The organism is Actinomadura sp. CNU-125, from assembly GCF_001942465.1.
Lineage (GTDB): Bacteria > Actinomycetota > Actinomycetes > Streptosporangiales > Streptosporangiaceae > Spirillospora.
This window is the reverse complement of sequence record NZ_MKJY01000119.1, coordinates 1-15,299: the sequence shown is the minus strand read 5'-3', so window position 1 is coordinate 15,299 and position 15,299 is coordinate 1. Positions and strand designations below refer to the sequence as shown.

Genomic DNA, 15,299 nt, shown 5'->3' with positions numbered 1-15,299 from the left:
GCCTCGCCCCCGCCCCCGCGCCCGACCAGCTCCCCGCCGGGCCGGTCGACGCGGCGCCCCGGAGAAGCGCGCGTACGTCCCGCGCCACGCCCGTCCGCCCGAGCAGCCCGGCCCGCAGGCCCGCTGAACGCGCCCGCAGGCCCGCTGAACGCGAAGGGCGGCCGCCGGACGGTCCGTGAACCGTCCCGCGACCGCCTTCCAGCGTGAGACCGGGCCGTCGCTACGCGGCCCTCACCGCTCCCACAGGACGGGCTGGACACCGTCCGCGCCGACGTTCTGGCCGACGCCGAGCAGCTTCTCCCCGAACGCGGAGAGCCCGGTGATCTCCTGGTCGCCGTCGCCGCCGAGGCCGGTGCCGCCCGGCTTCGACGCCTCCCACGACAGGCCGTCCGTCGAGGTCAGCGAGACCACGTCGGCCGAGCCGGACGCCGCGGACGTCGCGGCCCCGGCGAAGCCGTCCGCGGTCGCCGCCAGCGCCGACACGGTGATCTTGCCGTCGCCGCCGGGCGCGGGCAGGTCCTTCCAGGTCTTGCCGCCGTCGGCGGAGGTGTAGCCGATCCAGACCAGGCCCTCCTGCGTCGCGGCGATCCCCGCCGCGACGAGCGTGTCGCCCTTCGCGGCGATGTGCGTCAGGTGCGCCTCGGTGACGCCGCTCGGCACCGGCAGCGACTTCAGCGTCCACTGCTTGCCGTCGGCCGACGACCACACCGCCGGGTGGTTGCCCTGCGCGTCGCGGTGCCCGCCCGCCGCGACGAAGCCCGAGGCGGGCGCGGCGACGTCCAGCATCCACTTGGCCGCGTCGGGGGTGCCCTTCAGCGCGTTCCCGTCGGTGCCCTCGCCCTTCTCCCAGGTCTTCGTGTCGGCGGAGAACGAGGCCGACGCCGAGTACCCGTGCGTGCCGACGACCACGTACCCGGCGGCGCCGGCCGCGACGGCGCTGGTGGCGGGCGCACCGTCCCCGTCCGGACGGAACGCCGCGCCGGCATCGGCGGCCTGCCACGTCGCGCCGTCCTGCGAGGTGACGACGAGCGCGCGCTTGGGCGCCGTCTGGTCGTAGCCGACCGCGACCCAGCCGGACTTGCCGGTGGCGACGTCGAGGAGCCGCTGCGGGCCGGGCCGGGTGAACGCGGCGCCGAGGCCCTGCGCGGACTTCCAGGTCGCGCCGTCCGCGGACGTCCACACGGCGGCGTCGCCGGACGCGCTGCCGACCGCGACGGCCAGCGACGACGACCCGCCGACGGCCTGCACGGCGTGGTCCGGACGGATCGCGCCGGGGATCTTCGCGAGGTCGATCGGCACCTGCTGCCCGTTCGCGTCCCACACGGCGAGCATCGGGTCCATGTCGCCGCCGCCGGGCTCGCGGCCCACGAGGACGGTCTGGCCGTTCGCCAGGGCCGCGCCGGTGACCTCGCGGCCCGGCTTGGCGGCCGCGGTGCCCGCCGCCTTCCACGTCTTGCCGTCCGCGCTGTGCGACAGCAGGACGTCGCCGCCGCGCGCGACGAGCGCGGTGTAGCCGTTCGCGTCGCCGATGATCCGGCTGGTCGAGCGGTACTCCTCCGCGGCGAGCTTCCCGGTCTTCGTCCAGTTCTCGCCGTCCTTGGAGACGAACGTCTGGCCGAAGAGGGTGTCGCCGTCCTTCATCTCGCGGACGGCGAGGAACCCGGCCTGGCCGCCGCCGATGTTGAGGCCGCGGCTGCCCTTGGGCACCGGCACCTCGGACGCCGCCCAGGTGCGGCCGCCGTCCTGCGACCGCCACACCTTCCGGTACTGCGGCGGCTTCTTGTTGTCGGGCTTGATGAGCCCTTCGAGCAGCACGACGTCGCCGCTCGCGGCGACCTCGACCAGCGAGAACGACGCCTTCTTGACGTTCAGGCCGATCTGGTCGCCGGTGCGGGCCTCCCAGGCGCGCCCGTCGGACGACAGCCAGACGATCGGCTCCTCGTCGCTGAAGTCGCCCTTCGCGGACTTCGCGCCGATGGCGACGTACCCGGAGCCGGTGGCGGCGATCCGGTCGACGCGGTGGCCGCCGTCGAAGACGCGCCCGACGGCGTCGGGCTGCCGCGTCCAGCTCTGGCCGTCCGAGCTCGTCCAGACGGCGCCGCCGGTCGCAGCCCGCGCCGATCGCGACCCAGCCGGACGGGCCGCCCGCGACGGCCTGCGGGGTCGCCTTGCCGCCCGGCCCCTGCACGGTCGCGGACTTGAACGTGCGGCCGCCGTCGGTCGACACCAGGAAGATGCCGCGGGACGCGCCCGCGCCGTCTCCGCGCCGACCGTGACGACCGTCTGCCCGACGGCCGCGGCGCCGCCGAGCTCCTGGTCGCGTCCGTCGGTCTGGGCGGAGCCGGGGACGGCGAACGTGGACGCCGCCAGCTTGGCCTGGCCGCCGCCGGTGGGTCCTTCGTCGCCGCCGAGGACGGTCACGACCGCGTATCCGCCGCCCGCGATGACCGCGACGGCGGCGAGCCCGGCGACGCCGATCAGCAGGCCCTTCTTGCTTTTCTTCTTCTTGGGCCCGTTCTGCTGCGGCGTCGTGCGCCACGGCTCGTCGAGCTGCGGCGGCGCCGCCTGCTGCCCGGGGCCGGGCGGCTGCCCGGCGGTCGGGAGGCCGGGGGACGGGTGGGCGTTCGCGCCCGGGACGTCCTGCGCGTACGGGAACGGCTGGGGACCGGGCGGCTGCGCGGGCGGCTGCTGGGTCGGGGTGCCGGGGATCTCCTGCGCCCACGGGAACGGTTCCGGTACGGGCGGCGCGGGGGGCTGCTGCGCCCCGGCGAACTGCTCGGTGGACGGCTCGATGGGCCGCTCCGCGCGGGTCACGTCCGACGGGCTCTGCCACTCGGGCGGACCGGGCGGGCCGGGCGGCGCGGGGGGCGCGGGCGGCTCGGCCGGCTCGGCCTGCATCGGGGACTGCGGCGGAACCGGAGGCGCGGGCGGCTGCTGGCCCACCTGCATCGTCTTGTCGGAGTCGACGGCGTCTGACGACGATCATCGTCGCCTCGCCCTCGCCCGTGTCGGGACCGGCGGATCCGCCGGTCCCGCCGGTCCCGGCGATCCGGCGGGCGAGGCGGTCCAGGCGGAGGAGTCCGCGACCGTGTGGTCGGGCGACTCGCCCGCGCCGCCCGCCTCGCCTTCCGCGCCGGGGAACGGCGGCAGGGGCGGCGGCTCGGCGCCGGTCGCCGCCGGGGCCTCGTCGTCCTTCTTGAAGATCTGCGTGCGCATCCCGCTGACGTCGAGGTCGCTCACCGTGCGGTTGGTGTCCTGCTCCGGCTCGTCCGGGAGCGGGGACCCGAACGGCGGCAGCGGCGCGGGTTCGGGGAGCAGCGGCGCGGCACCGCCCGGCTGCTCGCCGTCGGACAGCCACTGCGGCGGCGGGGGAGCCTCCTCCGGCTGTCCGGCTTCGGGACGGCCCTGCCGGTCGTCGTCCGGGTTTCCGGTTGCGGTCACGCCTGCACTCCAGCCTCATGTCACGTGCATGCCGCCTGCATGCGCGTCTCGTCTGCATCGTCATGCCGTACGCGCGGGGCCGTACTCACCGGCGATGATAGCGGCGCATACGGGACAGAACCGCCCACCGGAACCACCCGGTGGAACCGCTAGCCGCTCCGTCCCGCGGCGGCGCACGACGCCCCCGCACAGCGGGTCAGTGCGTAGAGGCGCGCGGTGAGCGTCCGCCGCCGTTCCGGGGCCAGCGTCGCGGCGATGTTGGTCAGGTGGTGGGGGTCGCGGGTCAGGTCGTAGTACTCGCGCTCGCCGTCGGCGTACTCGACGTACAGCATGTCGGTCGTCCGCAGTGCATTGTAGGTCGTGGGCGCGCCCGGAAGCGCATCCTGGCGGTCGGGATCCTGTTCGGAGTACGCGGGTTTGACGTGTTCGACGAGCGCGGTGTCCCGCCAGTCCGCCGGGGCGTCGCCGCGCAGGAACGGGACGAGCGAGCGCCCGTCGGTCGCGGCGGGGACCGGCGCCCCGGCAAGTTCGAGGAACGTCGGCGCGAGGTCGGTGTTCTGCGCGATCTGCGTGACCCGTCCGCCGCCGCCGATGCCGGGGCCGACGAACACGAACGGCACCCGGATGTCGATGGTGTAGGGGGTCATCTTGCCGCCCGCGAGCCGGTGCTCGCCCATGTGGAACCCGTTGTCGGACCCGAAGATCACGACGGTGTCCTTCTCGATCCCTAGTTTCTTCACCCGGTCGCGGATCTTGCCGAGCATCTCGTCCACGGCCTGCACCATGCGGACGCGGTCGCGGAACCCCTCGTCGATGCGGGCGACCTGGCGGGGCCCCAGCTTCTTGTTGTGCTGCCGCAGCCAGGAGGGCTTGTCGCCGATGTCGGCCTCGTTGAACGACGGCGTGCGCGGCGCCTTCAGGTTCGGGAACAGCGCGGCGTGCCGGGGCGCCGGGACGAACGGGCCGTGCGGCGCGAACGTCGAGACCTCCATGAAGAACGGCTGCCCGGAGGCGTGCGAGCGGTCGATGAAGTCGAGGCCCTTGTAGGCGAGGACGTCCGTCATGTAGTCCTGCGGTTCCTCGCCGTAACGGACGATCTTGCCGTTCTCGTTCAGGTTGTAGCCGAACTCCGGGTACCCGTTCCCGGCGACGTACCACTCGTTCCAGCCGTGCGGGACGTTCGTCGAGCCGGTGGCGGAGTCGAGGGGCTGGTAGCCGTTCATGTACTTGCCGAGCATCGCGGTCCGGTACCCGGCCTTCTGGAGGCCGGGCGCGAACGACTTCTGCTCGCTGCCCTCCCGCCGGAAGACGTCGTAGCCGCCGAGCGGCGGGAAGTTCGTGCGGACCTTCGTGTTGTGCGGGTACTGCCCGGTGAAGATGGTGGCGCGGGACGTGCAGCACAGCGAGTCGGCGACGAGGAAGTTGTCGAACGTGACGCCCTCGGCCTGCATCCGCTTCACCTGCGGCATGTGGTCGATGAGCTTCCACGACAGGTCGTCGGTCAGGACGAACACGATGTTCGGCTTCGTGACGGGCTTGCTCTCCGCCGGGCCGCTCTCCTTTCGCGGAAACCCGAAACAGCCGCTGAGCACGAGCATGGCGAGCACGAGCAGGACGGCGGGCGCGCCGCGCCGCAGCCGGCTTTCGTCGAACAAAGTCGGCCACTCCTCGCCGTCGTTTTCCGGCGCCCCGGTCGCAGCCGCCGGAGCCAAGGGTAATCGGCCGCCGGGCGATTCGCGTGCCGAGTGGTGGTTCGCCGTCGTGTGCCGGTTGTTGGCATGATGCGGAGTTGTGCAGAGGACGGGCGGGGCGCCGCGGGCGCGTGGACCGCTGACGCCGTTGCTCGTCGGCGCGGCCGTCAGCGGCGCGGTGGCGCTGGTCGTCGGCCTGGCCGCGTCCTGCGGACCGGGCGGCGGCGGCGAGCCGGACGCGCGGACCTCGTCGAGCAAGCCCGCGGCGAGCCCGGCGCAGACGGCCGCGCCGATCCTGCCGCCCGGCTACTCGCCGACCGAACCGGTCCTCGACGACTCCTTCGCCGACCCGGCCGCCATCAAGGTGGGCGACACCTACTTCGCCTACGGCACCAACGGCGGCGACGCGATGATGCCGGTCGCGACCGCCCCGGCGCCCGCCGGGCCGTGGACCCGCTCGCCCGGCGACGGCCTCGCGGCGCTGCCCGCCTGGGCCGAGTCCGGCTGGACGTGGGCGCCCGAGGTGGTGGCGCCGCGGCGGCAGGGCGACCCGTACCTGCTGTACTTCACGGCCCGCCGCAGGGACGCCGACGTCCAGTGCATCGGCATCGCGACCGCGACGTCGCCCGCGGGCCCGTTCCTCCCGCGCGACGGCGAGCCGCTGATCTGCCCCGAGAACCTCGGCGGCGCCATCGACGCGGCGTCGTTCGTCGAGGACGACGGCACCCGCTTCCTGCTCTACAAGAGCGACGCCCGCGCGACCGCCGCGATCTACCTCGTGCAGCTGACGTCCGACGGGCTGGAGCTCGCCGCGCCGCCGAGCCGCATCCTCGGCCGCGGCGGCGACGAGCCCGTCCTGGTCGAGGCGCCCGACCTCGTGAAGCGCGGCGGCAAGTACGTGCTGTTCTACTCGGCGGGCTGGTACTTCAAGTCGAACTACCAGACCCGGTACGCGGTCGCGTCGTCGATCTGGGGACCCTACGAGAAGGGCGCCGCGCCGATCCAGTCGACGGACCTGTACGGGGAGAAGGTCGAGGGGCCGGGCAGCGCGGACGTCCTCAGCGACGGCACCGGCGACTACCTGCTGTTCCACGGCATCACCGAGTACCACGGCGGCTCGAAGGTGACGCGGCCGATGTACGTGGCGCCGCTCGGCTGGGACGGGACGCGGCCGGTGGTGCGGGGCGTGTCCGTCCGCTACGAGGTCGAGGCGGGCGCGCTGAACGGCTGCGTGTCCGCGCTGCCGCGCCCGAACGCGTCCGGCGGCAAGGCGGCGGGGCCGTTCGCGCGCGGCGACTGCCGGGTGGACGTGCGCGTGTTCGCGCCCGTCGCCGGGGAGTACGACGTGCGGCTGCAGTACGCGAACCGGTCCGGCGCGGACTCCGACCTGCGGCTGCTGGTGAACGGGACGGCCGCCGCGTCGGTGAAGCTGGGCGCGACGGACGGCGCCGACTGGGCGTCCGTCACCGCGAAGGTGCGGCTGGGCGGCGGCTGGAACGCGCTCGGCCTGCGCCGCCTGGCCGGTGCGGGCCGCCCAGAAGGCAAAGGCCAACTCGACTACGTGGACGTCCGCTGACGCCCGCGCGGGACGTCGACGCGCTCGAACAGGATCAGCCAGCCGCCGCGGAACGTCCAGGTGCGGACTTCGCGCCACGGCCCGGCCGCCTGCACGGCCAGCTCCCGCCGGTCGACGATCGGGCCGTGCGGATCCAGCTCCCGGTGGTTCATCACCCACACGCGGTCGTAGCGGGCGAGCTTCGCCCGGAGGTCGCGCGGGGGGACGTCGCGGCCCTTGAGGTTCGCGGCGGTCACCGGGTCGACGCGCATGCCCACGTCGTCGAGCCGGCCGAAGGCGTCCGGGTAGGTCGCCGCGGTCCACCGCACGACGCCCGCGAGGTAGACGATCGCGTCCCCCGGACGGGCGTTGTTCCGGACGGCGTTCGCCGCCTTGCGCATGTTCTCCGGACGGCTCTGCACCCGCCGGATGACGTCGTGCGCCTCCAGCGAGGGGACGACGAGCGCCGCCAGAGCCACCGCCAGCACGACCGCCTGGACGGCGCGGCGCGACGACAGGGCGACCAGCCACGCGAGGCCCGCGCCGAGCAGCAGCCCCAGCGCGGGCAGGGTGTAGACGGTGTAGCGGTAGTAGAACATCGGGTCGCCGACCATCGACACGACCAGCAGCAGCACGGTCGGCAGCACCAGCCACGGAACCGCGACGGCGGTCAACGGCACCCCGCGCCGCGACCCGGTGGACGCCGACCCGGTGGACGCCGTACCGCCGGACGCCGACCCGGCGCGCGGCCGGAAGCCCGCGACCGCGCCGATCAGCGCGATCGCCAGCACCGGCAGGACGAGCGGGCGGGAGCCGCACACGAACTGCACCTGCGTCCACACGACGTCCCAGGACGGTTCGGGCAGCCACTCCACCTGCCGCGTCTGGTCCTGCGCGGCGAGCGCGAACGGGACGAGCGGTGCCGCGGCCAGCGCGGACGCGGCGAGCCAGCGCGCCCAGATCCCGGGCGCCGCGCGCATCAGCAGCAGCGTCGTGCCGTGCGCCGCCACCAGCAGGACGCCGTGCAGGTGCAGGAACCCGAGCGCCATGACCGCCGGGACGTAGCACGCGAACCACGGCCACCGCCGCCGCGCGTCCGGTTCGACGGCCCGGACGAGCAGGTACGTCGCGAGCACCGCGACGGCCGCGACCATCGCGTAGGAGCGGGCCTCCTGCGACCACCGGGAGGTCTGCACCGCGACGGCGAACGCGAGGCCGCCGAGGAGCGCCGCGGACGTCCCGTGCAGGCGCCGCACGAGCACGGTGCCCCCGCGGCGGCCGCCGCCGTCGCGAGGGCGCTCGGCAGCCGCAGCGCGAGCTCGCCCGTCCCGAACGCCATGACCCACGGCCGCATGATCATGTAGTAGAGGGCGTGGACGAGGTCGAGATGGTCGAAGACGGCGAACATGTCCTCGTACGACCGCGTCGCCATCTGATCGTCGCGGCCTCGTCGAGCCACAGCGACGGGCGGCGGATGCCGATCAGCGAGACGGCCAGCGTCAGCGCGGCCGCGAGCAGCGGCGGGAGCCCGCCGGTCAGGAACCGGGCGTACCACCGGCCGCGCGGCGCCTCCGCGCGGTCCGGCGGGGCGGTGTCCGGGATGTCATGGGGCGTCGCCGTCATGGAGGGGGACCTCGACTCCGATCTCGCGCAGCAGGTCCGCGGTGGGCTTCGGCCGGCCCGTCAGCCCCGCCCGCGCCCCGCGCACCAGGGCGCGGCGCAGCACCGCCCGGTCCGAGGAGCCCGCGAACGTGCGCGACCACCGCCGCACCGTGGAACCCGCGTACAGGACGCGTTCCGGCGGCGCGAGCCCGCGGCTGCCGGTGAACAACCAGATCTTGTTGCGGACCTCGTAGTAGAAGCGGTCGCCGGGATCGGCGTCCGCACCCCCGAACGTCTTGGTCTTGTGGACGACGACGCTGTCCGGGCACAGCAGCCCGCGGCGCCCCCGCAGCAGCCGCGTCGTGAACTCGAAGTCGTCGTTCCACAGGAAGTAGTCGGCGACCGGCAGGCCCCGCTCGCGGACGACCGCGGCGTCCACCAGCACCGACACGAACGACGCCGACCGGATCGGGACGCAGCCCGCAGCCCGCGCCGCCGCCCGCTCGACCGCGGACGCGCGCGGCTTGGGCCGCGGCGTGTTCATCGGATGGTCCCGGCCGTCGGTCCACACCACGCGGCTGGCGAGCAGCGTCGCGGGGCCGTCGAGCCCGGCCGTCCGGTCGCGGGCGGCCAGCAGCGCACGCAGCGCGCCCGGCTCCGGCACGGTGTCGTCGTCCAGCAGCCAGAGCAGATCGGTGTCCCCGGAGAGCGCGTGCGCCATCCCGGCGGCGAAGCCGCCCGCGCCGCCGGTGTTGCGCGGCAGCGTCAGCAGGTCGGCGTCCGGGAACCGCTCCCGGACCATCGCCGGGGTGCCGTCCCCCGACGCGTTGTCGACGACCACGATCCGGTCGGGCCGCCGCTCCTGCGCGGCGAGGGCCGCGAGCGACTCCGCCAGCAGCTCGCGCCGGTCGTAGGTGACGACGAACCGGCCGCGACCGTCACCCCGGACGCCGCCGGGCGCCCCGGCCGGGCGGTCACCCGCGCCTGCCCGGCGGCGCGCGGCGGCGCGCTGCAGCGCCGGGGGCGGGGACGGCGACGCGGCCGCCTGCAGCAGCCGGTCGAGGTTCTCCCGGACGTCCGACAGCTGCCCGTGCAGGTGCGCGATGCCGACCCGGTCGTGCACCTGGTTCAGCCGTTCCAGCAGGTACGCCGACACCCCGATGGACGCCGCGGCGATCAGCTCGTCCGGGACGTCGCCGGGCAGCATCGCCTCGCGCGGGGTCCGCGACGTCGTCAGCTCCGCCATGTCGCCCGCCACCCCGTACCCGGCGTCGCGCAGGTCGGCGACGATCGCGCGGGTGCGGTCGGCGGCCCAGCCGTCGTGCCGGGGCGGCAGCCCCATCGGGACACCGCCCGCCGCGTCACCGGCCGCGTCGCTTCCGGCGGTGAGGCCGCCGCCGGCGAGGTAGCCGCGGACGACGCGCTCGTAGTCGCCGCCGAGCGCGGTGCCGAGCCGCCCGTTCAACCGGCGCAGCAGCTCCGCCTCGACCGCCGACAGCGGCTCCTCGTCGGCGAGGCCGCCGACGTCGCACACCGCCGGGTCGATGCCGGTCAGCGCGCAGAACCGGTCCCACAGGACGTCCGGGCCCGCGCCGGGCGCGGGCAGCGTCAGGACGTGCACGCGCTCCTTCGGCACCGCCGACTCCCACGTCTTCAGCACCCGGACCGGGTCGTGCAGGCCCCAGAACATCTTCCCGAACGGCTCGGGCGCGTCGATGCCGAACTCGACCAGGTCGTCCACGAACCGCTCGAACGTGATGTCGTGGTTGTGGCGGATCTGCTCCTGCCAGTCGAGGATGAGCTGCAGCCGAGGTCGCGGGTCGCGAACACGACGTGCACCTCGGCGGGTTCCAGCGTCGCGACCGCGTGCCGCGCCTGCGCGGCGGACGCGCCGCCCAGCAGCCCGTGCGAGAACACGACCGTCGGGCCGTCCCACTCGCGGGCGCGCCGCGCGACGCGGTCCCAGGCGCCGTCCCACGCCGGGTCGCGGTGGCCGCCCCAGCTCATCTCCCGCAGGTCCATGACGGCGCCGAAGTGCTCGTTCGGCCCGGTGACCGGATGCCCGACACCGGCGTCGGCGAGCCGCCGCCGGTTCGCCCACAGCGCCCGGTGCAGGAACGCCGCCCCGGCGGTCGGCGCGCCGACGTGCAGGTAGACGGTCTTGCGCCCGTCCGCGCTCTCTGCCATCTGCCCGTTCACCTCGTGTTCGTGTCGGTGTTCTCGCCGGTGCGGGCGGCGATGTCCTGCAGCAGCCGGTAGGCGCCGCGCAGCTGCCCCCGGACGGCCGGGTACCGGTCCCCGACCTCCCGCATCGCCCGGACGACCGGCGGCGTCGCCTCGTCGGCGAGCGCGGCCGTCACGTCCCGCAGCTCCGCCGCGTGCGCGCCCATCTCGGTGAGCCGCTCGGCGATCGGGACGTCCGGTTCGGCGGTGCGCGCGGCGCGGTCCTCGGCGTCGCGGAGCCGGGCCAGCAGCGTGCCGATCGCGTCGAGGCCGACGTCGGCGACGGCCGCCCAGTCCGGTTCGTCCGGGTCGGGGGCGGGCGGCAGCCAGTGCGCCGTGCCCGGCCCGACCATGGGGATCAGCTCGTACAGGTCGCCGACGACGTCGTAGCGGGCGGCGCGCAGCCGCTCCACGGTGTCGACGGCCAGTTCGGTCGCCCACGGCAGATGCTCGGCGGGCAGCACGGTCTTCGCGGGCGACGGCCGCGCCGCCAGCACCCCCTGCGCGAGGTTGAGCTTCACCTCCGCGTTGTGGACGTGCCAACCCACCAGCTCACGGTCGAGGGCCCGGTTGAGCCGCAGCAGCCACTGCGTCTCGGCGAGGCCGAGGGACGGGTTGTCGAACGGGGCCGCGAGGTCGTAGGCGTCCGGGTCGAGCCGGACCGCCTCGCAGAACCGCCGCCACAGCAGGTCGCGGGGCGCCCCGGGCCGGGGCAGCGTCACCACGTGGACCCGCTCGCGCGGCAGCGTCCCGCCCCACCGGCGCAGGACGTCCACCGGGTCCTGGAGACCCCAGAACAGGCGCGCCATCTCGAACGCCTTGCGGTCGGGCTGCTTCAGTGTCGCGAGGAACTCCGCGAACGAGACGTCGAACCGGTTCTTGACGTCCTCCTGCCAGTGCGCGGGGATCTGCCGGGCGAGGTCCCGGACGGTGAACACCACGTGAACATCGGCGAAGGTCAGGTCGGTCAGCGCGCGGCGCACGTACTTCATCCGGGCGGGCGCGAACAGCTCCTGCGAGATGATCGCGTCGCCGCCCCAGTCGCGGCACTCGTCCACCAGCCGCCGCCACGACCCCGGCACGGACGGGTCGGACGCGCCGGAGAAGAACGTGTGCCGCAGATCGAACGCCGCGCGGACGTGCGCGGCCTGGTCGGCGCCCGGATACAGGACGCCGTGCTCGCGCAGCCGGTGGCGGTTGTGCCAGAGGATCTGCTGCAGGTAGGTGGTGCCGCTCTTGGCCGCCCCGACATGCAGGAAGATCGCCGGGCGGGTGCCCCGCTCAGCGCGTCCGGAATGGGACGAGATCACCGCGTTCCTTGATTCCTGCACCGGTATCGATCGAACCCCGGGTATCTTAGCCCCAATCTGTACCACCGGACCGGCCGGCGATCCACGCGCGGCAGGCCCCGCCCACCGGGTCTCGCACACCGGGTTCTGCACACTCCCCCCGCCGGATGGACGCCCCCTGAATGAACGTTGATCTCGTGGTGGCCGGCAGCGGGCTGTTCGGCCTGACCGTCGCCGAGCGCTGCGCGGCCGAACTGGGCCTGCGCGTCCTGGTCCTGGACCGGCGCGACCACATCGGCGGCAACGCCTACAGCGAGGACGAGCCGGAGACCGGCATCGAGATCCACCGCTACGGCGCCCACCTCTTCCACACCTCCAACGAGCGCGTCTGGGAGTACGTCAACCGGTTCACCGCCTTCACCGGCTACCGGCACCACGTGTACTCCCGGTACCGCGACCGGATCTACCCGATGCCGATCAACCTCGGCACCGTCTGCGAGTACTTCGGCCGGGCGTTCACCCCGGACGAGGCGCGCGCGCTGATCGCCGAGCAGGCCGCCGAGGTCACCGACCCGGCGAACCTGGAGGAGAAGGCGATCTCGCTGATCGGGCGCCCGCTGTACGAGGCGTTCGTCCGCGGCTACACGGCGAAGCAGTGGCAGACGGACCCGCGCGAGCTGCCGCTGGAGATCATCACCCGGCTGCCGGTGCGGTACACGTTCGACAACCGCTACTTCAGTGACACCTACGAGGGGCTCCCGGTCGACGGCTACACCGCCTGGCTGGAGCGGATGGCCGACCACCCCAACATCGAGGTGCGGCTGAACACCGACTTCTTCGACCTGCGCGACGACGCCGTCGGCAACGTCCCGGTCGTCTACACCGGCCCCCTCGACCGCTACTTCGGGCACGCGGAAGGCGAACTCGGCTGGCGCACCCTCGACTTCGAGATGGAGATCGCCGACACCGGCGACTTCCAGGGCACCCCGGTGATGAACTACGCCGACGAGGACGTCCCGTACACGCGCATCCACGAGTTCCGCCACTTCCACCCCGAGCGCCGCGACCGCTACCCGTCCGACCGGACGGTCATCATGCGGGAGTACTCGCGGTTCGCCGAACGCGGCGACGAGCCGTACTACCCGATCAACACCCCCGGCGACCGCGCGAAGCTGCAGGCGTACCGCAAGCTCGCCGCCGCCGAGGACGGCGTCCTGTTCGGCGGCCGGCTCGGCACCTACCAGTACCTCGACATGCACATGGCCATAGCGAGCGCGCTCAACATGGTCGACAACCGACTGCGTCCCCATTTCGCCGAGGGTTCGCGTCTCATTAGTGGAGGTGCAGACGAATGAGCGATCCGGGAACCACGGGAGCCACCGAGATCGACGGCGGCCTGCGCGTGCTGCAGCGGGTCGTGCTGCCCGTCGACCGCGACCTCGACGTCCTGAAGCTGTACGTCGAGGGCGAGATCGGCCGCGGCGCGGAGGCGTTCGCCGCCGAGGCCGCCGCGGAATCCGCGGCGGAGTCCGGCGGGGAGGGCGGCGACATCGTCGGGCGCCGCAGCGTCGTCGTCCCGGTCGGGCGGCGCGTGTCGTTCGCGACGTACTTCAACGCGTTCCCGGCGAGCTACTGGCGGCGCTGGACGTCGGTGGACGAGGTGTTCCTGCGGGTCCGCGTGCGCGGGCAGGCGACCGTCATCGTGTACCGGTCGAGCTCGAAGGGGCACGTGTCGCGCGTCGCGTCCGTCCGGGTCGACAGCGACGACGCCCACGAGGAGACGTTCCGGCTGACGCTGAGCCCGTTCATCGACGGCGGCTGGTACTGGATGGACGTCCTCGCGGGCGAGCGCGACGCCGTCCTCGAACGCGCCGACTGGTGCGCCGAACCCGGGCACGTCCGGCAGGGGCGCGTCAGCCTCGGCATCACCACGTTCAACCGGCCGAGCTTCTGCGTCGACCAGCTCGTCGCGCTCGCCGCCGCGCCGGAGGCGCTCGACATCGTCGACGAGATCTTCGTCGTCGACCAGGGGAACCAGAAGGTCCGCGACGACGGACGGTACGCGGCGGCGGCCGAGGGCCTCGGGCACCGGCTGCGGCTCATCGAGCAGCCGAACCTCGGCGGGTCCGGCGGGTTCTCCCGCGCGATGGACGAGACGCTCCGCTCCGGCACCAGCGACTACGTGCTGCTCCTCGACGACGACGTCGTCACCGAGACCGAGGGCATCCTGCGCGCCGTCGCGTTCGGCGACTTCGCCCGCACCCCGACGGTCGTCGGCGGGCACATGTTCAACCTGTTCGTCCGCTCCCAGCTGCACGCGTACGGCGAGGTCATCGCGAAGTACCGCTGGTGGTGGGAGGAGGCCGAGCACACCCGCCGCGAGCACGACTTCGCGCTGCCGCCCGCGCAGACCCTCGACCCGGACGCCAAGCCGAAGACCAGCTCCGGCGGCCTGCGGCAAGACGCCGTGGCTTGCACCGCCGCGTCGACGTCGACTACAACGGCTGGTGGATGTGCCTCATCCCCACCGACGTCGTCCGCAAGATCGGCCTGTCGATGCCGATGTTCATCAAGTGGGACGACGCCGAGTACTGCGTCCGCGCCGGCGAGGCCGGGTTCCCGACGGTGTCGCTGCCCGGCATGGCCGCCTGGCACGTCCCCTGGCAGGACAAGGACGACTCCATCGACTGGCAGGCGTACTTCCACGAGCGGAACCGGATCGTCACCGCGCTGCTGCACTCGCCGTACGAGCGGGGCGGCAACCTGGTGAAGGAGAGCTACATCATCTCGGTGAAGCACGCCCTCGCCATGCAGTACTCGACCGCCGAGCTGATGCTGTCGGCGATCGAGGACGTGCTGACCGGCCCCGCGCACATGCACGCCGGGATCCGCACCAAGCTCGCCGACATCAACGCGTTCCGCGCCGCGTTCCCCGACGCGCAGAACCGGCCGAGCCACGAGGAGTTCCCTCAGGTCCGCACCAACCGGCCGCCGAAGCGCGGGCGCACGCCCAAACCACCGGCCGGACGGGTGAACGTGCTCGCGACCGCGATGCTCGGCGCCGTCAAGCAGATGCGGGGCGTCGACCCCGCCGCGCACGGCAACCCGCAGACCGTCATCCCGCACATCGACCGGCACTGGGGGCTGCTGTCGAAGTTCGACAGCGCGCTCGTGTCGTCCGCCGACGGCACGAAGGTCGCCTGGTACCAGCGCGACCCCGAGCGGTTCAAGCGGATCCTCAAGCGCACGTCGCTGCTGCACGCCCGGCTCAGCCGCGAGTGGCCGCAGCTCAGCGCGCAGTACCGGTCGTCGATGGACGAGCTGGCCTCGCCGGACGCGTGGCGCCGCACGTTCGAGGCGTCCGGCGGCCCGGCGAGCCCGGCGGCCCGGACGCGCCGGGGCCGCACGCCGATGACGGCCCACCCGACCGCGAACCATCCGAACGTCCCGCCGGGCGGCCCGGGCGGCCCGGGCGGCCCGCCCGCGCGGCCCGCGAAC

Annotated in this window: 11 protein-coding genes and 1 pseudogene; 4 read left to right on the top strand and 8 right to left on the bottom strand. The window is 74.0% G+C overall.

The genetic code is table 11. From position 1 onward, the window contains the following. Positions 1-231: 231 nt before the first annotated feature. The 3 genes from BJF79_RS55465 to BJF79_RS15995 form a co-directional block, all read right to left on the bottom strand. Entirely contained in the window at positions 232-2,898 is a 2,667-nt protein-coding gene (locus BJF79_RS55465) for a hypothetical protein (protein WP_158079190.1), read from the bottom strand. An 84-nt stretch (positions 2,899-2,982) separates the two neighbouring features. Next, complete coding sequence (locus tag BJF79_RS16000; RefSeq protein ID WP_075898331.1) at positions 2,983-3,441, bottom strand: hypothetical protein; 459 nt, start codon at positions 3,439-3,441, stop codon at positions 2,983-2,985. A gap of 149 nt (positions 3,442-3,590) precedes the next feature. Next, complete coding sequence (locus BJF79_RS15995; protein WP_262402103.1) at positions 3,591-5,096, bottom strand: sulfatase; 1,506 nt, start codon at positions 5,094-5,096, stop codon at positions 3,591-3,593. Between the two features lie 136 nt (positions 5,097-5,232). Between BJF79_RS15995 and BJF79_RS15990 the strand changes: the two genes are divergently transcribed. After that, a complete protein-coding gene (locus BJF79_RS15990; RefSeq protein WP_083733485.1) occupies positions 5,233-6,708 on the top strand; it encodes a family 43 glycosylhydrolase in 1,476 nt (491 codons plus the stop codon). On the opposite strand, the gene BJF79_RS55460 is transcribed toward BJF79_RS15990, so the two are convergent. The 5 genes from BJF79_RS55460 to BJF79_RS15965 all read right to left on the bottom strand — a co-directional run bounded on the left by BJF79_RS55460 (position 6,690) and on the right by BJF79_RS15965 (position 11,822). Further along, positions 6,690-7,949 (bottom strand): hypothetical protein, encoded by a 1,260-nt coding sequence (locus BJF79_RS55460; RefSeq protein WP_075898329.1) that lies wholly within the window; start codon positions 7,947-7,949, stop codon positions 6,690-6,692. The two genes, BJF79_RS15990 and BJF79_RS55460, sit on opposite strands and share 19 nt — an antisense overlap. A gap of 94 nt (positions 7,950-8,043) precedes the next feature. Further along, positions 8,044-8,310 (bottom strand): hypothetical protein, encoded by a 267-nt coding sequence (locus BJF79_RS15980; RefSeq protein WP_075898327.1) that lies wholly within the window; start codon positions 8,308-8,310, stop codon positions 8,044-8,046. Next, on the bottom strand, positions 8,291-10,030 hold the full coding sequence (locus BJF79_RS60160; protein WP_262402102.1) for a glycosyltransferase: 1,740 nt from the start codon (positions 10,028-10,030) through the stop codon (positions 8,291-8,293). Before BJF79_RS60160 ends, BJF79_RS15980 begins: the two co-directional genes overlap by 20 nt. Continuing rightward, positions 9,943-10,476, bottom strand: a complete 534-nt coding sequence (locus BJF79_RS55455) for a hypothetical protein (RefSeq protein ID WP_158079188.1) — start codon at positions 10,474-10,476, stop codon at positions 9,943-9,945. Before BJF79_RS55455 ends, BJF79_RS60160 begins: the two co-directional genes overlap by 88 nt. 8 nt (positions 10,477-10,484) lie before the next feature. Further along, positions 10,485-11,822: a hypothetical protein gene (locus tag BJF79_RS15965; RefSeq protein ID WP_075898323.1), complete on the bottom strand. Its 1,338-nt coding sequence runs from the start codon at positions 11,820-11,822 to the stop codon at positions 10,485-10,487. A 161-nt stretch (positions 11,823-11,983) separates the two neighbouring features. Between BJF79_RS15965 and glf the strand changes: the two genes are divergently transcribed. The 3 genes and pseudogenes from glf to BJF79_RS55450 all read left to right on the top strand — a co-directional run. Beyond that, positions 11,984-13,156, top strand: a complete 1,173-nt coding sequence (glf, locus tag BJF79_RS15960) for a UDP-galactopyranose mutase (RefSeq protein ID WP_075898321.1) — start codon at positions 11,984-11,986, stop codon at positions 13,154-13,156. Next, a pseudogene (locus BJF79_RS60155) lies at positions 13,153-13,968 on the top strand (glycosyltransferase family 2 protein); the annotation flags it as partial. The gene glf and the pseudogene BJF79_RS60155, both read left to right, overlap by 4 nt. 182 nt (positions 13,969-14,150) lie before the next feature. Further along, the coding region (locus BJF79_RS55450; protein ID WP_158079187.1) for a glycosyltransferase at positions 14,151-15,299 on the top strand (1,149 nt) is incomplete at its 3' end.